At 51.8% G+C, this 17,304-nt stretch carries 19 protein-coding genes and 2 tRNA genes; 10 read left to right on the top strand and 11 right to left on the bottom strand.

Going from position 1 to position 17,304, the window contains the following annotated elements:
* Positions 1–285 precede the first annotated feature (285 nt).
* From JNE38_RS20845 to JNE38_RS20860, 4 genes are all read right to left on the bottom strand, one after another.
* Entirely contained in the window at positions 286–1,206 is a 921-nt protein-coding gene (locus JNE38_RS20845) for a tyrosine-type recombinase/integrase (RefSeq protein WP_203353077.1), read from the bottom strand.
* Positions 1,207–1,334: 128 nt separating this feature from the next.
* Positions 1,335–1,410, bottom strand: a tRNA-Val gene (locus JNE38_RS20850).
* 43 nt (positions 1,411–1,453) lie between these two features.
* Positions 1,454–1,530: transfer RNA gene (locus tag JNE38_RS20855), tRNA-Ile, on the bottom strand.
* 472 nt (positions 1,531–2,002) lie between these two features.
* A complete protein-coding gene (locus JNE38_RS20860; protein ID WP_203353078.1) occupies positions 2,003–2,593 on the bottom strand; it encodes a phosphatidylglycerophosphatase A family protein in 591 nt (196 codons plus the stop codon).
* A gap of 190 nt (positions 2,594–2,783) precedes the next feature.
* On the opposite strand from JNE38_RS20860, the gene JNE38_RS20865 reads away from it, so the two are divergent.
* Positions 2,784–3,488, top strand: coding sequence for an alpha/beta hydrolase (locus tag JNE38_RS20865; RefSeq protein WP_203353079.1), 705 nt, complete (start codon positions 2,784–2,786; stop codon positions 3,486–3,488).
* A 2-nt stretch (positions 3,489–3,490) separates the two neighbouring features.
* Here the strand turns inward: JNE38_RS20865 and JNE38_RS20870 are convergent, their stop codons facing one another.
* Positions 3,491–3,649, bottom strand: coding sequence for a hypothetical protein (locus JNE38_RS20870; protein ID WP_203353080.1), 159 nt, complete (start codon positions 3,647–3,649; stop codon positions 3,491–3,493).
* 158 nt (positions 3,650–3,807) lie between these two features.
* On the opposite strand from JNE38_RS20870, the gene JNE38_RS20875 reads away from it, so the two are divergent.
* The 4 genes from JNE38_RS20875 (at position 3,808) to JNE38_RS20890 (ending at position 6,040) form a co-directional block, all read left to right on the top strand.
* Complete coding sequence (locus JNE38_RS20875; RefSeq protein ID WP_203353081.1) at positions 3,808–4,317, top strand: YjcG family protein; 510 nt, start codon at positions 3,808–3,810, stop codon at positions 4,315–4,317.
* An 85-nt stretch (positions 4,318–4,402) separates the two neighbouring features.
* Positions 4,403–4,852, top strand: a complete 450-nt coding sequence (locus JNE38_RS20880) for a GNAT family N-acetyltransferase (RefSeq protein WP_203353082.1) — start codon at positions 4,403–4,405, stop codon at positions 4,850–4,852.
* Between the two features lie 135 nt (positions 4,853–4,987).
* The gene (locus JNE38_RS20885; protein WP_203353083.1) at positions 4,988–5,500 is read left to right on the top strand and encodes a TetR/AcrR family transcriptional regulator; all 513 of its coding nucleotides are present in this window, start codon (positions 4,988–4,990) and stop codon (positions 5,498–5,500) included.
* 114 nt (positions 5,501–5,614) lie between these two features.
* Positions 5,615–6,040 carry a DUF3995 domain-containing protein gene (locus tag JNE38_RS20890; protein WP_203353084.1) on the top strand — a complete coding sequence of 142 codons (426 nt, stop codon included), beginning with the start codon at positions 5,615–5,617 and terminating at the stop codon, positions 6,038–6,040.
* Positions 6,041–6,180: 140 nt separating this feature from the next.
* Here the strand turns inward: JNE38_RS20890 and JNE38_RS20895 are convergent, their stop codons facing one another.
* Entirely contained in the window at positions 6,181–7,032 is an 852-nt protein-coding gene (locus tag JNE38_RS20895; RefSeq protein ID WP_203353085.1) for a PHP domain-containing protein, read from the bottom strand.
* Positions 7,033–7,140: 108 nt separating this feature from the next.
* Here JNE38_RS20895 and JNE38_RS20900 point away from each other — a divergent pair, with 108 nt between their 5' ends.
* Complete coding sequence (locus JNE38_RS20900) at positions 7,141–7,503, top strand: hypothetical protein (protein ID WP_203353086.1); 363 nt, start codon at positions 7,141–7,143, stop codon at positions 7,501–7,503.
* Here the strand turns inward: JNE38_RS20900 and JNE38_RS20905 are convergent.
* Together JNE38_RS20905 and JNE38_RS20910 are read right to left on the bottom strand one after the other, a co-directional pair.
* Positions 7,473–8,414 carry an MBL fold metallo-hydrolase gene (locus JNE38_RS20905; protein WP_203353087.1) on the bottom strand — a complete coding sequence of 314 codons (942 nt, stop codon included), beginning with the start codon at positions 8,412–8,414 and terminating at the stop codon, positions 7,473–7,475. The genes JNE38_RS20900 and JNE38_RS20905 overlap by 31 nt on opposite strands.
* Before the next feature lie 10 nt (positions 8,415–8,424).
* Positions 8,425–9,177: a YitT family protein gene (locus tag JNE38_RS20910; RefSeq protein ID WP_203353088.1), complete on the bottom strand. Its 753-nt coding sequence runs from the start codon at positions 9,175–9,177 to the stop codon at positions 8,425–8,427.
* 247 nt (positions 9,178–9,424) lie between these two features.
* Between JNE38_RS20910 and JNE38_RS20915 the strand changes: the two genes are divergently transcribed.
* Positions 9,425–10,795, top strand: a complete 1,371-nt coding sequence (locus JNE38_RS20915) for a hemolysin family protein (protein ID WP_203353089.1) — start codon at positions 9,425–9,427, stop codon at positions 10,793–10,795.
* A gap of 81 nt (positions 10,796–10,876) precedes the next feature.
* Positions 10,877–13,219, top strand: a complete 2,343-nt coding sequence (locus JNE38_RS20920) for a UvrD-helicase domain-containing protein (RefSeq protein ID WP_203353090.1) — start codon at positions 10,877–10,879, stop codon at positions 13,217–13,219.
* 137 nt (positions 13,220–13,356) lie between these two features.
* Here JNE38_RS20920 and fabI read toward each other — a convergent pair whose 3' ends face one another.
* The 3 genes from fabI to JNE38_RS20935 all read right to left on the bottom strand — a co-directional run bounded on the left by fabI (position 13,357) and on the right by JNE38_RS20935 (position 15,163).
* Positions 13,357–14,130, bottom strand: coding sequence for an enoyl-ACP reductase FabI (gene fabI / locus JNE38_RS20925; protein ID WP_203353091.1), 774 nt, complete (start codon positions 14,128–14,130; stop codon positions 13,357–13,359).
* A gap of 90 nt (positions 14,131–14,220) precedes the next feature.
* Positions 14,221–14,361 carry a hypothetical protein gene (locus JNE38_RS20930; RefSeq protein ID WP_203353092.1) on the bottom strand — a complete coding sequence of 47 codons (141 nt, stop codon included), beginning with the start codon at positions 14,359–14,361 and terminating at the stop codon, positions 14,221–14,223.
* Positions 14,362–14,440: 79 nt separating this feature from the next.
* Positions 14,441–15,163 carry a ZIP family metal transporter gene (locus JNE38_RS20935; protein ID WP_238933400.1) on the bottom strand — a complete coding sequence of 241 codons (723 nt, stop codon included), beginning with the start codon at positions 15,161–15,163 and terminating at the stop codon, positions 14,441–14,443.
* 226 nt (positions 15,164–15,389) lie between these two features.
* On the opposite strand from JNE38_RS20935, the gene JNE38_RS20940 reads away from it, so the two are divergent.
* Both JNE38_RS20940 and JNE38_RS20945 read left to right on the top strand, forming a co-directional pair.
* On the top strand, positions 15,390–16,007 hold the full coding sequence (locus JNE38_RS20940; protein ID WP_203353094.1) for a MerR family transcriptional regulator: 618 nt from the start codon (positions 15,390–15,392) through the stop codon (positions 16,005–16,007).
* A 111-nt stretch (positions 16,008–16,118) separates the two neighbouring features.
* Positions 16,119–17,207: an HD-GYP domain-containing protein gene (locus tag JNE38_RS20945; protein ID WP_203353095.1), complete on the top strand. Its 1,089-nt coding sequence runs from the start codon at positions 16,119–16,121 to the stop codon at positions 17,205–17,207.
* Positions 17,208–17,304: the final 97 nt, after the last annotated feature.

A 17,304-nucleotide genomic window follows, 5' to 3' on the forward strand; every position in this document is an offset into this window, starting at 1 on the left:
TAGATTAAAAAACAATCTAAAGGTTTTTTAATTCCCCCTGTTATTTCAAGGGGGTACCACCATTACTTCTCAATTATTTATCCTTCCTCACTAACAGTGAACAGCATTCCACATGCCCCGTAGCGGGAACATACCTATTTGGTTCCCGGTCCTCTATGTTTATGAATTGTAACAAGAATTTTTTTTACCCTTGCATTACTCTTGCTTTCTTACTCTTGCTTCAAATGGGAAAAGGTTTCGTGAACATTTTGATTTCTTTTTGTGTGAATTTTGACAGCCATCACACTAAATAATTATGTTATTCAATGGATTATAACGATCATTCTGTTCCTTTAGTGCAGTTCCCCATATGGCAAGATAACGCTGTGTCATCGCAATGTTGTTATGTCTGAGCATTTTTTGTAGGGTGAAAACATCACAACCATTCATTAGCATCCGATGTGCGAACGAGTGCCTGAATGTATGGGTGGATAGACGTACATCAGTAAAATTCATAATTGTTTTTAGCCTCTTAAATATAAACTTCAAAGCATTCTCTGAAAGCTTTTCGTTTTCGGTGGTAGTAAAGACATAATCACTGACTCTACCAAAAACTTGTTGGCAGAAGACTTTATACTCACATAGCTCCTTCATTAACTTATCTGTAATCGGTATACTGCTTTGCTGACGTTTCTTCCCCCAAACAGTAATGGTTCCGCTAACCATGTTAATATCCGACCATCTTAGATTAACAAGTTCTCCAAGTCTAACTCCTGTTCCAAGCAAGAAAACAATAATCGTATAATCTCGATAAGCATAAAAGGATTTTTCACGTTGCTTTATTCTCTGATAGTACCCCAGCATCTTTTTTATGTGGGAATCTTGAAATACTTCAATTTTAATTTCCTCTTTTCCGTACTTCATACGTTTTGTTGGATTTTCTTTTTCTGTAATTACTTCGATCTCTTGGAGATAATTAAAAAATATTTTAAGTACATGCAGTTTACTATTTGACGTTGTGATGTTGTTTTTCTTCTCTCTTTGGCAATATAGCAAATATTCCTTAATGGTGTTTTGGGTAACATCTGTAACATTGAGTATTGATTTACCGACACAATAATCATGGAACTCTTGCAGATTGCCTAAGTAATTCTCAATTGTCCGTGAGGACAAATTCTTATACTCTCTGTCATCCCGAAAATCTTTGATTGCAAATTTCAACAACATAAAAGCACACTCCTTTTAGTTTTAATCAACCAAAAGATAGTGTGCTTTCTCTAAGGAAATCGGTTTGTACTCGACCACAATCTTTTACCTAAGCCCTGTAGCCCTACAAACCCTGATTTTTGAATGTATGGTGATCCGGACTGGGTTCGAACCAGCGACCCCCACCCTGTCAAGATGGTGCTCTCCCAACTGAGCTACCGGATCATGGGATATGTTTGTGATCTCCAACGACTATGTACTCGTTTAATGGTGGGCCCTGTAGGACTCGAACCTACGACCAATCGGTTATGAGCCGACCGCTCTGACCAACTGAGCTAAGGGCCCCAATCGCACCGGACGTCGATCACATTTATTACTATACAGCATGGAAAAATGAATTTCAAGAGGAAAAACATAATTTCTAGTAAATTTTTTCACTCCCACCAAAAGGTCACCAAGAAACGTGATTCCTGGGCGATTTCTGAGCCACGTCAAAGCAGGTTCACTCCTGCTATTTCCCTTTATCCAATGGCCAAAAAACAAATGGTGGCAAACACTCCGCACAATCACCTGAACTCATCTAATGACATCAAAAGGTAAAGCCACTCTCCGCTCATGGGTGATTACACCCCGAAGTGATCGGAATCAAGCACTTCTCTATGAGCAAAAGAATGGCTCCCTCATTCCGTTTAACGGTTCCTAGTTCCCTATTTCCCCATTCGTTAGCTTTTCAGCCAAAACAAAAATGGTATGATTTCTTTCACCCATGATTGCTTATAAGGGACAAATTCGCGACCCGGAGCGACCCAAAGCCACCCTACCCAGCCTGCTCCGTCCCCTTCCCCTCATCCTCGTCCGCAACCTTCAACTCCACACCCATGGCTTCCACCCGCGCCGCCTCTGCCTCCTGCTCATCCCGCATGCGGTGAGCCATCCGACTCGAGGCATTTGCAGCCACGCTGGCCACGAGGTCATCCAGGAATGTGTGGACTCTTCCTTCTGCCGACTTGGTATCCAGCCGCTTGATGACCCCTACCTTGTGCTTATCCAAATGTCCAAAAGTCGTCACCGCGATGCTTCCGTATCCGAAGACGGAACCGAGCGCCAATGTCTCGTCGCAGCCAAAGAGGCCTTCGTCTGAGGCAATGATCGATTGGAGCGGCTCGGACAAAAGGCCCTTCTCCGCTAACGTATCCAACTCAACGCCAACTAAAATGGCGTGCTGCATTTCCCTTTTTTCCAATACCGCTTTCACGCTCTCGATGCATGGTGCCATCGTCAGGTCGGGATGGTAAGGCGACTGCATGAGGTACACGATCTCTGCGATGTCCTCCACCGTTACTCCTCGCTCTGCCAGGCGTGTGAGGGCGGCGTTTCTGACTTCGATGCTGTGCACTTGCTTCTTCATAAGAGACAACCCCTTCCGCAAATCGAGTGAAGTCGTTTTCTACCATAGTATCATATGGTGACAAAATTGCGACAATGTTTCAACTGTAGTGGAAATGTCCACCTGTTTCCGATTCCCACACACCGCCCTCGTCCAAGTCCGTCCTCTCCTGTATAATATTCAGCAGAACATCCATAAGGGGGACAAGCTTGTGGCTCTTGAGGAAATCATCTTGGACAGCCGGCACCTGGGAACGCCGGAGAAGCTGATCGTCTACACCCCGGAGCGCTATTCTCCGCTCTATTCCTATCCCGTCCTCTACGTGCAGGATGGCGACGACTACCTGGCGATGGGCCGGATGGCTACACTGCTCGACCGAATGATTGGGGAAAAGGAACTGCCTGACCTGCTAGCCGTCTTTTTGCCCGTGGACAAAGAAAAGCGCCAGAACAGGTACCATCCGGATGGACGCGAGCATGTGGCCTACCGGCGCTTTCTGGCGGAAGAAGTGGTCAGTTACATGGATACGCATTACTCGACTGAGACGCTGGGGAATGCACGGACGCTCATCGGCGAATCGCTCGGCGGCGTGGTTTCCTTGTTTACGGCCCTGGCTTATCCGCACACGTTTGGGCAAATCGCGTGCCAATCGATTGCGATGGACGCACAGCTGAATCGCCGCGTCGCCGAAATGGCATTTGAAGTTCCTTACACGATCTATCTGGAGATTGGCACATGGGAGACTGCTGTTTCCTCCGCTCGCGGACCGCTTGATCTGGTCGCGGCGAATGAGGAGCTGCGTGACATCCTGAAAACGAAAATGGCCACCCTGGTCTATGAGACCTTTGAGGGTGACCATACGTGGGGCTACTGGCAAGCAAACCTACCGCGTATGCTGCGCGCGCTGTTTGGGTAAACTTACCGTGGCTGTTCTTCCTGCGGACCTTCGTCCTTCACTGGCGTGACCAGCGCCTCTTCAAACTCCACTTTGCGGATGGCTGAGAGGATGGTGAAGGTCAGCACAGACAGCAGGAGCAGGACAAGAAAAATAAATGTGATCATCATGGCCATATACATGCTGTACGGCACCTCCTTGCACTACACAGTCTTTCCTGCGGCAGGAGGAATATACAGGCCCACGCATAACATTACACAAATGAAGAATTTTCTGTTAAAATAGCTAGATAACCAGAAAAATAAGATACTTGATAGATAGTGAAGGAGGAGTGGTTCTCATGATGTACAGTATCGTTGTATTCCCATCCAGCAAGGTGCAAGAGGTCGCCAACTCTTACCGCAAGCGTTATGACTCGACATATGCCCTCGTACCGCCGTACATCCGGCTGAAAGAAGGCTTTGAACTGGATGAAGCTAAATTGCCAGAGCTGGTGGGTCACCTGGAGCAGGTAGCTTCCTCTACGGAAAGCTTCACGGCTCATTTCCACCGGGTATCGTCTTTCCACCCGACGACCAATGTCATCTATCTGGCTGTGCAAAATAAAGAGCCATTTACGGAGCTGCACCAAAAGATCGCCAACCAATGTGTGAACGAAAAGGAAACCTACGCCTATGTTCCTCACCTGACCATCGGACGCGATCTCTCGGACGATGAGCTTCGCGACGTGACAGGGCAGCTGAGCATGGCGAAGATCGATCTGACTTCCGAGATCGACCGTTTCCACCTGATCTATCAACTGGAGGACGGCATCTGGAGCGTGTACCAGACCTTCCTGCTGAAAAAGTAAACGGATGCTGTAAATCAACGACCCTCCCTGTCAGCACTCAGGGAGGGATCTTTTGGCTTTTGCCAGTAAAAGGACGTGCCCACCCATGAACAAAACGTATCAGATCCATCCTGTCCAATCCGAGAAAGAAATGGCGGATGCCCTGTCTGTGCGCAGACTCGTGTTTATCGAGGAGCAGGAAGTGCCAGAAGATCTCGAGATCGACGAGCACGATGAAGCGAACAGCGGAACCATTCACTTCGTCGCCTATGCCGGAGAAACTCCCGTGGGCGCCAGCCGCTTGCGCCCCTATGCGCCAGGCGTCGGCAAAGTCGAGCGTGTCGCCGTCAACAAAACCGAACGCGGAACAGGACTCGGCCGTCAAATCATGCTGGAAATGGAAGATGTCGCCCGCAAGCAAAACTTCGAGACGCTAAAGCTGAATGCTCAGACGCACGCTCGGCGCTTTTATGAAAAGCTCGGCTACGAGCCTCACGGGGATGTCTTCGACGAAGCGGGAATTGAACATATCGCGATGGTAAAATCTCTGCGTTAATCGTGAAACCGAAAATTAGCCCTACCCTCCGCTTTATCAATTGGACGAGGGAAGGGCATTTTTCATTTGACAGGACACTCTCCCTGGAATAAGATGGGAACAAAAACATACGCCACCGTATCTTTGAGGTGAAGCATGCAATACACACGCGAGGATTGGATCAAGGCTGGCCTCGATGCTCTGGCGGAAACAGGCGTCGATGGGGTGCGGGTAGAAGCGATTGCCCGCAGGTTGAACATCAGCAAGGGCAGCTTTTATCATCATTTCCGGGACCGTCAGGATTTGCTGACGTCCATGATCGACTATTGGGAAGAACACGCGACAGAGCGCATCATCAGCGCCCACGGAGCAGACCGTACGCTGGAACAGCTTTTGACCTTTGTCTTTACGACCGACAAACAGAGGGAAGCCGCGATGTATGCGTGGGCTAAACAAAACGCCGCTCTCAGTCAGCGAATGGCAGTCATCGAGAAACGGCGCATTCATTACGTCACCACTCTCTACCAGAAAAAAGGGCTGCCATCAGCTGAAGCAGGCGAGCGGGCACACCTCGCCTACCTCCTGTACGTAGGCTGGCTGGTACGTTCCGAGCTGGACACCCCGTTCCCCCTTGAGGACCCGCTGGAGCTTTTATTGAGATGGGCCTGACGTATCTTTTCTCGAGAAGGTCATGATGGATCTATGCGACGGGTAGACTACACCGTCGCCTGCCCAAAACATACGTCATCGTATCTTTCGCTGTGACAAAAGGAGGTTCTACTCATGAAAGCAGCTTTTATCCTCACTTCCGCAGCCTTTTTGCTTTTCATCTCTCTCCTTCACCTGTATTGGGCGGCAGGAGGCAAATGGGGGCTTGAAGTGGCAATCCCACGTACACCAAGCGACTCCGAGCATCTCTTTCGTCCGGGAAAAGGCGCGACTGTAGCCGTTGCCATCCTCATTTTGGGGGCCGGTTACCTGCTCCTTGCAAAAAGCGGCTTCGTTCCCCCTCTCCTGCCGCAACAGTTCCTCCAATGGGGCTGCATTCTGTGCGCCGCTGTCTTTTTCATCCGGGCAGTGGGCGACTTTCGCTATGTAGGTTTTTTCAAGCGGGTCCGTCAGACGAGATTTGCCCGAATCGATACACGGCTGTACAGTCCGTTGTGCGTGTGGCTCGGCCTCGCATTCGTTCTTGCACTGACTGCATGAGAAATGCCACGTGATGCACACGCTTACCGTTTTGGTACTGCCTGCGTAAGTGGGAACGGCTAAGGGACGAAGCAGCCGAAAAAACCAGAAAACCCCCGCTCCACAAGCATTCATGCTTTGCGTACGGGGGTTGCGACCTCCTATTTCCCTTTCCGTTTCGCCGCCACCTCGCGCAGCTGCTCCACCGCTTCCATCGGTGCGGTATGCGTGCCCAGCATGGCGTGGAACGGCTCCTCTCCGCGCCATCCGTGGAAGTCAGAGCCGCCGGTCATGATGAGGCCGTGCTCCTGGGCCCAAGCCGTATAGCGGGCTCGCTGCTCGGCATCGTTATCCGGATGATTCACCTCGATGCCATCGAGGCCAAACGAGATCAGCTCCTGCACCAGATCATCCGCGTCGTACAGCCCCGGATGAGCCAAAACCGCCGCGCCACCTGCTTCCTTGATCAAGGTGATGGCTTCCTGCGGAGTAATTCGCGGAGGATTCACGTAAGCCGCGCCTTCCCTGCCCAAATATTTCTCGAACGCCTCATTGATCGAGCCGACCACGCCCAGCTCCATCAGTTCCTCGGCGATATGAGGACGCCCGATGTTTTTGTCGGTGGTTCCTTGCTTTCGGCGGTATACATTCTCCAGCGTAATCGGAATCCCCAGCTCCTGCAGACGTCCGATGAGCAGCTTGTTGCGCTCATGCCGCGTCTCCCGCAGACTGACGAGCCGCTCCTGGAAGGCCGTGTCCTCGTACGGAACGAAATACCCGAGGACGTGAATATCCTGGCCGCGCCCCACCGAGCTCACTTCCACGCCAGGGATGACCTCGATGCCGAGTGACGCTGCAGCCGCCAATGCAGCCGGCACACCTGCCACCGTATCGTGGTCTGTGATCGCTACGGCAGCTAGTCCCGCTTCCTTGGCGAGGCGTACGTTTTCTGCCGGCTCGCAGGTCCCATCGGATGCTTTCGTATGGGTATGCAAATCTGCACGCTGATTCATGGCCTAACCCACTCCTTCTTTTCTTTTTCTCTACGTCTGAATTTTGAATGCCCTACATAGGATGATACCAAACCAGATTTCTCAAGGGTTGAGCCGAGGAGGATGTCCATGCGGTTAAAAAACAAAACCCTGACCGGTGTCGTGCAGCCGCTCTCCTACGTAGACAAGATGCTAAGACTGCAGGGCTTTCAACGTTCAGGAGGGGATGCGACCCCCACTTATGATGTCGTCATGTATGACTCCGCAAGCAGCAGTACGTACTTTTTGCGTATCCCTACGAATTACGCCCATTCTACCACTGGAAAAGGCGAGCTCACCGTCAAGCTGGGGCATCCCTATCTGGAAGCAAAGTTTTACATGAACACCGCTTCCGAAGAAGTCTTTTTCATTCCCAAAGCCGTCCGCGAAGCAGCCGAGCACAAGCTGGCCGAAATCGCTGACTACCTCTCTGCACCATCCGCTCCATCCTGAACTGCGAATTCACTTTTCCTCCACAGCCATCTATTCTGTTCAAATCGATAAGCGACTCTCTCCTGCTTGTGCAATCCGATGAGATAACCCATGAACGCCGTCCGAAACAGGACATAACTGGAGGCGTTCTCTATGGAAATATGCAAGCGCTCACATAGTCGAGCCAATGTTTCTTCCAAGGTACTCTCTTCCTGCAATAAGTCCTCGATCTGTTCATAAATATGCTGATGCAGATCGATGTTCTTATTCATTGCTCCTTGAGGGGAGGTGGTGTAAGGTCCGTGTCCAGGGATGTAGCCTTTGTAGCTGGACGCCAGTAGTTTCGACAGGCTGTTGATGGTTTCATGAGCATCTACGAGAAACGGTAATTTGTGCTTATCCAATATGTCTTCGCCCAAATAGCTGTCGGCGGCAAAGCAGATGTCGTCACATACGACGCCCACCTGCTGCCAGCTGTGTCCCGGCAGAGAAAGGATGGAAAACGGCACGCCATCAATCTCGATATCATCCTCCAGCGGAAGGAGATGGTCGACCCGAGAAGCATTGGCAAGCAAAAACTTGTTTCGTAAATCTGAAGGAGGCTCAGCACCCATATTGAGGTAGATTGGCTCTAGGATCGGATTACGGATAATCGCTTCTTCCAAAGGTGGCGCGTACACCATTGCCTGCGGCCAACATCCGAGCAGGTAAGCATTGCCACCAAAGTGGTCGGCATGAGCGTGTGTTTGAATAATGGCACACAAGGGCTGGGCGATGGCGTCCAGCCCTTTTTTCAACTTCTTCGCTGTTTGCGTATCGAGGCCGGAATCGATCAAAATGGCTCCCGTGCTCCCGATCACCAGCCCCACATTCACGTGACCGGGAAAATATCCGACCCGCTCCGTAATCATTTGAAATGCATTGGCAGACAAGACAGGTCCCTCATTTCATTCTTTTCCTATTTATTTTCTCCATAAATTCCCGCTTCCCTTCCCCCTCTCTTGCTCCGTCAAGCGAAACTGCTTTTTGGACATGACGATTCGTCGCGTAAACTGGACTGAACGCGACGCGCTCGATGGCGTGGGGTGTGCTTATTTTCCCCAAGATGGTATAGGGCGGCTTTGGACGTCCGAGGCCGCTAAACATATGCGTGGTTGCCGCGACCGCAATAATGGTGAGCAGCGAGAAGACCGTCCGCTCTCCCCCGATTGCTTGGAGCGAACAGGCGACGATCAAGCCGTCAATCAATAGAATCAGCAAAGCGACTCGCAGGTTGAATCGGCGAGCAAGGAATTGGGCCAAGAGATCTGTCCCTCCCGTATTCGTCTCGTAGGCGAGCATGAGCCCGATGCCCATCCCGATCAAAACACCGCCGGTAATGGAGGATGTGGCAGTCGACCAGTGGTTCCAGTCCCGCATCAGCGAAAAGACATCTATAAAAAAGGAAGAGATGAGCATCCCGTGAAAGCTGTGAAAAAATAGCCTCCGATCGAGAAAAAACACCACGATGTAGACGGGAATGCTGACGAGCATCATCACGAGCCCCGGAGGCCATTTCATGTAATAGGTGGCGAGGAGACCGATTCCGATCATACCTCCATCCATCAGCTGATGAGGGACCAGGAATAGATTGACCCCTACTGCCACCAGCATGCTGCCAATCAGTAAGGCGGCTAGTTTTGTCAGCCAGTACATGCCACTCCCCTCCCTTCGGACCATGCTCGTTTATGTTTATGAATCAGATCAGACGGGTATGTCCACCCAGCTCCTCGAATGCGCTGGGCGAGGTCGGAACGTTTTGACTGTTCGGTTGACCTATTGGTATACTATCCTGTAACAAGGAAGATACGAATGTTTGTATGGCTTTCATCGTACATTGGAAGTACCATTCTCATTCAGACGGAGGTGAATTCTCCTCCTTTCGCACAGCGGGAGGCAGGAGGTGTGCTTGGAGAGTCCGATAGGGGAGCTTACGCTGAATCTGCTGCTCGTGCTGTTTTTGGTCTTTTTAAACGGTTTCTTCGTCGCAGCAGAATTCTCGTTAGTCAAAGTCCGCCAAACCCGTTTGACCCAGCTCGTCAGCGAGGGCAATCTGAAAAGCGCCCGCTACGCGCAAAAGGTCACCCAGCAGCTGGACGCCTATCTGTCCGCCTGCCAGCTTGGAATTACGCTGGCATCGCTCGGACTAGGCTGGGTTGGCGAGCCTGCAATCGCCCATTATGTCGAACCCATGATGGCATTTTTCCATTTACCTCACTATTTGGAGGGCCCGATCTCTCTGGCCATCGCCTTTGCGATCATCACGTTCCTCCACATTGTCTTGGGAGAGCTGGCACCCAAGTCGCTGGCCATTCAAAAAGCGGAAGCAACCTCACTATGGACTGCTGGTCCGCTGATGTTTTTTTACAAACTCAGCTACCCGCTCATCTGGCTGCTCAATGGCGCTGCCAATCTCTTCATTCGACGCCTCGGCATCGAGCCCGCCTCGGAAAACGAGTCTGCTCACACGGAAGAAGAGATTCGCCTGCTCGTCACGCAGAGCCACAAGAGCGGCCACATTGATCAGACAGAGCTCGCTCTGGTCGACAACGTATTCGAGTTTTCAGAACGACTTGCCCGTGAAATCATGATTCCACGTATCGATATGATTTGTCTGTACGACGACAACACCTTTGAGGAAAATTTGGTAATCATGAGAGATTCTCGCCATTCCCGCTTTCCAGTCGCGCACGAGGATAAAGACCGGTTGATCGGATTTGTCCATACCACAGACTTTTACCTCTCCGCACTGACTACTGGCAGAGCAGAACTGAAAGACTTTTTGCGCCCGCTGCTGACTGTGCCGGAGTCCATGGAAATCAGCCATGTACTGCGGCTGATGCAGAAGCGGCGTTCCCAACTGGCCATCGTGATCGATGAATACGGGGGAACGGCTGGCATACTGACGATGGAAGACATCCTCGAAGAAATCGTGGGAGACATCAAAGACGAATTTGATGAAAACGAACGACCTGAGATCGAGGAAAGTGCGGGCAACGCGCTCTCTGTTTCCGGAAAAACGCTTTTGACAGAGCTGAACGACTACATTACGATTGAAGTGGTGTCGGATGAAGTCGACACCATCGCTGGCTGGCTCTACAGCCAATTAAACGAGGAAGTCGGGAATGGAAAAGCCGTCATGTATCAGGGCTATCTGTTCACCATCAGCGAGCTGGAGAATCACCGCATCACCCGGGTAGGAATCTCCTACGTGGGCGAAGAGGATCCTGCCTCCCTACCCGAAGATACCGTGCTCTTGCACGCCCAATCCTAACGACACAACAAGTTGGCAAGTGTCCCCTGCGGCCAGGGGGCACTTCTTCTTTCATTCTTACTATCAACCTGAGGTGTCCTGATGAAACATGCCTTTCTCGACAACAAGCCCATCCTGCTGCAACCCGAGACCTACAATCGCATACCGTTTTGGCGAATGGCAGCAAGGCAGGATCAGGTACGCTGTCCAGCCTGCGCATCGCCCTTGCGCCTGATTGCCGGGATCTCCTTTGAACCGTATTTCGCCCATCCAGAGGGAGTAGCTTGTCCGGCGACCGAGCAAGAGGACTCTCTCCCTCCTGAATGGCAGCAAGCTCAGGAAGAAGCGGCGGCAGCGGTGGCTCTCGTTTTGGAGGACAAGCCTACCGCTGAAGACGCGGAAGAAACCGAGATGATCGGTTCCTTTCGTCTGCCTAAAAAACGGTCTATCGGAAGCAATGCTGCAGTACCGCCGCCTGCTCCGAAACCACCCATCTTCCGGAAAAGGCTGACGCCCAAAAAGAGCATTCAGCACCTCGCTGAACAAAAGCGCAATGAAGTCCTGCACCCCGGACAACAGCTCGCCGTCCACACAACAGACGGTCCTCTGCTGATCCTGGCTGGCGCTGGCAGCGGCAAGACGCGCGTGATGACCGCGCGAACCGCTCACTTGATTCAGGATCTCGGCGTGGAGCCGAAAAAGATCATGGTCGTCACCTTTACGACCAAGGCAGCGGAGGAAATTCGCCAGCGCATTGCCCGGCAGCTGCTGCCCAGCCAAGCGCGTGAGCTCGTGGCCGGCACCTTTCACAGCATTTTTTATCGCATGCTCTTGCATCACCAGCCTGCTCAGTGGGACCAACAGCGCCTTCTCAAAAAAGAATGGCAAAAGTGGCGTCTTCTGCGGGAAACAGGCGCTCTGCTCGGCCATGACGATCTGCTCTCCCTGAAAGAGAACGAAGCGCTGGATGCATTCGGCGTCGTCAGCCGCTGGAAAAACGAATACATCCTCCCGCATGATGCCGCGTATCGTGAGCCTGTGAGCGATACCGAACGCCAGGCACAGCAGCTGTACCCGCTCTACGAACAAGCCAAGAAAAAGCATAATTGGTTCGACTTTGACGACATGCTGATCGGCTGCTATGAAATGCTGCGTGATGATCCAAGCCTTCTGGGTCGCTATCAGGAGCGAATCACCCACGTGATGATCGACGAGTTTCAGGATATCAACCGGATTCAATACGAGACAGTCAAGCTGCTCGCTTCTCCCCAGAACAATCTGTGTGTCATCGGTGACGACGATCAGTCGATCTACGGATTTCGCGGCAGTGATCCACAGTACATACTGGGCTTTACCAAAGATTTTCCCAATGCCCAAACGATTACGCTGGAGGTCAATTATCGCTCCCACTCCTCGATCGTCAGTCTTGGCTATTCATTGATCGGCCACAACCGGGAACGCTGGGAAAAAGAATGCCGATCCTTTCACCGGGAAGAAGGCGACACGTACTTGTTCGAAGCGGAGGACGAGGAAGAACAAGCCTCGCGCATCGTCGATGAAATCATGCACCGCCGCGAGCAGGGCGCCGTGCTGGGGGAGTGCGCGATCCTGTATCGCACAAATGAATCGGCGCGGCCTATCCTGGAGCGTCTGAGCGAAGCAGGCATTCCCTTTCACTACACGCAGGAGGAAGACTCCTTTTATCAGCGGCAAACGGTACGCTGGACCCTTGCCTATCTGCGCCTTGCGTTGAATCCGGATGATACCGATTCACTCAAGGAAATCTTGCCCACTCTCTACATTTCTCATGAGATGTGGAACGCCTTGCGCAGCCAAGCGATTTTAGAGGATCTGCCCATCCTGCACGTCCTGCCGCAAATGACGCAGCTCAAGCCCTATCAGCGCAAGCATTTGCAGGCAGTGAAGGACATCCTCGCTTCCTGCCGCGAATGCTCGCCAGCCCAGGCATTGGAGCTGATTTTTGAGGACGGCAAGCTCCGTGAGTATTTAAAAAAGCGGGCAAAGAATCGCGAGGACGGAAAAGATCGCTGGAGCGACGAGCTGCAGCAGATCCTGGCTGCCGCGAAAAGGCATGTGACGGTTACCGACTTCCTCCAGTACATCGAGCAGATGGCAGTACGCGAAAAAGAGTGGCGCACACAGCGGCCACTCCCGGATGAAGCTGTTCATGTTTTAAGCATCCATCGGGCAAAAGGCTTGGAATATGACCACGTCTTTTTGCCGGATTTGGTCGAAGGCGCTCTGCCTCATGAATACACGCTGGACGAGCTGCGAAAAGGGGGCAGTGCCGCTCTCGAAGAAGAACGCAGACTCCTATACGTCGCGATTACCCGGGCCCGCCATAGCTTGTGCATCGGAATTCCCCGCGAGCGTTTCGGCAGAAAGACCAGGGTCTCCCGCTTCGTCGCCGAAATGGGCAGGTAGGTACTGGAAGCCGCCACCCATATAAATCAAAAATTCTTCCATATTCGTAATCAATGGAAACATAAGAAACAGGCTCCCTTCCACACATTTAGGTACAGTGTGCGCGAAAGGCGAGCCTGTTATGCATGTATGAAGGATTAACCGCCCATGATGCTGTAGCCTGCATCCACATGCAGAATTTCACCCGTAATTCCACGGGACAGGTGGCTGAACAGGAACAGTGCCGTATCCCCCACTTCGGATTGATCGATGGTACGGCGCAACGGTGCTTTTTCTTCAATCTCTTTCAGAACAGCGTTAAAATTCCGAATTCCTTTTGCGGCGAGTGTCCGTATCGGTCCTGCTGAGATGGCGTTGACCCGGATATTCTCTTTGCCCAGATCGTTTGCCAGATAGCGTACAGATGCATCCAGTGCAGCTTTCGCTACGCCCATGACGTTGTAATTGGGAACCGCGCGCTCACCGCCCAGATACGTCATCGTTACGATGCTGCCACCCTCTGTCATCAGCGGACGTGCGGCTCTGGCCACGGCTACCAGCGAGTAAGCACTGATGTCCTGCGCCAATGCGTACCCATCCCGGGACGTATTGACGTACTCCCCTTCCAATTCCTCGGTCTTGGCAAAAGCGATGCAGTGAGCCAGTCCATGGATGACGCCGACCTGTTCCCGAATCACGGCAAATGCCGCTTCCACCTCTTCATCTTTCGTGACGTCACAATTGACCAGGAGAGATTCCTTGCCCAGCTTTGCAGACAGCTCGGCGACGTTTTCACGCAGACGCTCTCCCTGGTAGGTAAAGATCAGATTGGCACCTGCCTTGTGAAGTGATTGGGCGATTCCCCAAGCAATGCTGCGATGGTTAGCCACTCCCATGATTACGATGTTTTTGCCTTCCAGCAATGGATTCATAGCATGCATCGGCCCCTTTCCAACATATCCCACATTATAACCGATCTTGTCCTCGGTTACGAGAGAATGAAAAGGGGTTTTTCCGACGCTCTATTCGCCGCCGAGGAAGGATTGTGTCGAAGCCTTCCACCACAACTCCTCCATCGGGTTGAGAGACGTCCCTGTTTCCGGGAATTCAGCCTGACCTTGTACGGATTCTTCCAAATGCTCTTGTCCTTGTGTGTGCTCCATGGTGTCCACGCGCCTTTCTTTGCTTACTCTTTACTCTTGTGGTGTCATCTTGTCTTAGACTGGCAAAAGAAAAGGCAGTTTATGCATGGGAATGAGTGCTGGACAAATAGGCATTCAGCAGCATGTACACCAGGATTGCCCCAAAGAAGTACGCACCGAGCTGCGAGCGTCTCGCATGCTGAATGTACGGGACGAGATGGCTGGCGGACACATACAGAAAAATACCCGTCGTCATCGCGAGCATCACGGGCGACCAAGAAGGCGGGAACATTCGCTCGACTGCCCCCATGCTGCATGCCCCGACAATCGTGGCGATTCCCAGTGACGTAGCGCCCCAGAACGCTTTTCGCCGGGAACGAGTGGCTGCGAGGAGCAAAGAGGCGACTGTCACGCCATCCGGAATCTTGTGGAGCAGCATGGCAAGCAAAACCGACAAGCCTACTTCGGTATCCATGCGAAGGCTTGCAGTCAGGGATACCCCTTCGACAAAGGCGTGCAGCAAAAATCCTGTCAGGACACCGATCACACCTGTCGAACCCAGCTCCCCTCCCGCTTTTCCGATCATCTCAATGGCAAACAGAACCGCGAACCCTACGAGGACAAATGGCATCATCCTATGGTTTTCCTCAGCCAGAACATGCGGCATCAAATCCAGCAGCGTAATCGCCAAAAGCAGTCCTGCCCCCGCGCTGATCATGGCAAACAAGGCTTCCTCCGACCAAGCGCGCAAGCACAGCAGCAGTCCGCCAACGCTGCTGGCTGCCGCGGCGGAAAGCAAGATAATCCAAAAGACTGGAGACATCAAGCGGTCCTCTCCTCATCATGAGTGGATAGGTCCCTTCCATTGTACGCGCCTGTCCCGGTCATTATGAGTGCCTTCCCCGATTTGACAAAATACGCGAAACTGTCCAAAACAGACGAATTCTCACTAGTTTTTAGAACCTTTGTCGATTCTCTCTTTCCCGGTAAAAAATGGTGCTATAATGACTCCACCGGGAATACCGAGGGGAAAAAAGGAGTGATTCGGGATGGATGTACAAGTTTGGATGGCTTCGAAAGAGGTAGCTGATCGCCTTGACGTGCATGTTCGTACTTTGCGCAACTGGCTGGACTTGTTCGTACCCGCAAATGAACGACTGAAAAATCCGCAGGGTCACTATTTGATCAGTGAAAATGGCTTTACCGTATTGAAAGAAGTGAAGGAACGGAAAGATAGCGGGAACAGCTCCCTGCGCGAAATTCAGCGGCAGCTCATCGATGAGGGTCGCATTCCCGAAGAAATGCTCCTGTCGGACGAGCTATCCTCCGTCGAGGAGACGGCCGTAACCCTTGCCTCCGCAAACAAGCTGGATCCTGGAGTGCGCGAAATGGAACGCAGCGTGCAAGATGCCCTCGTTCAGTTTCAAAATGAGCTAACTCAACTGACCAGTCTAGGTAACATGCAATCGACCATTCTGCAAAAGATTACGGACATAGAAGAGATGCAGGAATCCCTGCGTCTGGAAATTCGTCGGGTCACCTTTGAAATGGATCTGATGCAGCAGCGCCTGACTCGTCGCAAGGAACGGTACGCTCGCCACGAGCCGCGCTGGTCCCTGAATCCGTTCCGCTGGTTTACCCGCTCCGATCGTGCAGCCGAACATTAATAGGATAAGCAGTAGTCTCGCTCCTTTTCTTATGCTATATTGGTGCTAACAGAATTACCAGAAAATCAGGACGATTTACATTTCAACGAGAAAAGGACTGGGACTTTCGTCGTGAGAAAATTGCATATTTCCTCGGTTAAGCCGGGCGATGTCATTGCGAAAAGTGTTTTCCTCGAAAACGGGAATGTTCTACTGGGCATGGGTGTAGAACTGTCTTCGCGATATATCGATCGGCTTGTTCAATTGGGTATCGACACCCTGTACATTCAAGACAAGCATACCGAGGATATCATCCCGGAAGACGTGATTCGCGATGAGACTCGAAAGGACGCCGTAGATGCGGTCTACAAGACCATGACGACCTTGATGGACCAACCACAGGTCAAGCGGCGCACTTCCCTGCCTGACTTTGGATCAACCTTTCAAAAGGTATTCCGGGAGATCATCACCGATTTGAGCAGACGGAGGGATGTGCTCGTAAACCTCTCCAATCTGCATGTGCTGGATGGATATTTTTTTCACCACGCTGTGAATGTAGCGGTATTGGCCGGAGTCGTCGGGCTCGCCAAAGGGTACAACCAGCAGCAGCTGATGGAGCTCGGGATCGGCGCTCTCCTGTTTGACATCGGGATGACTCAAGTGCCCAAAGAGCTGTGGAATCGCAAAACGGAGCTAAGCGAAGAGGAGCGCAAGCGAGTTCAGTATCACACGGAGGACGGCTTCAACATTTTACGCAGTCAGCACAACATCTCGGTCGTCTCCGCTCACTGCGCCCTGCAGCACCATGAACGCTATGATGGCTCCGGCTATCCCCGTCAGCTCACAGACAAGAACATCCACGAGTACGCGCGCATCGTAGCGATTGCTGATGTCTACGACGCACTGGTCTCACCCCGTCCTTTTCGCAGCAGCTATTCGCCAAGCGATGCGACCGAGTATTTGTTTGCTACTGGCAATTCCTTCTTTGATCTGGACCTCCTAAAGGTGTTTTTGCAGCATGTGGCAATCTATCCCGTGGCCTCTACCGTTCAGCTCAGCACGGGACATGTGGGAGTCGTGTCCAACGTAAATTCATTGGCGGTCAACCGACCGACTGTACGGATCCTGCAGGAGCCTGATGGATCGGCCGTCGCCTCTCCTTATGAAATAAACTTGTACGAAAAAGAATGGATGAGCATCACCATCGTGAAAACATTGTAATACGATAAACAAAAGAAGCTGGGGCGAGGGGGACTGACCCCGTAATGTGAGACAAATCAAAACACCTTCAAGAGAAAACAACCATGTCGTAAGATAT

The sequence above is a fragment of the Brevibacillus choshinensis genome (assembly GCF_016811915.1).
Classification (GTDB): Bacteria; Bacillota; Bacilli; order Brevibacillales; family Brevibacillaceae; genus Brevibacillus; species Brevibacillus choshinensis_A.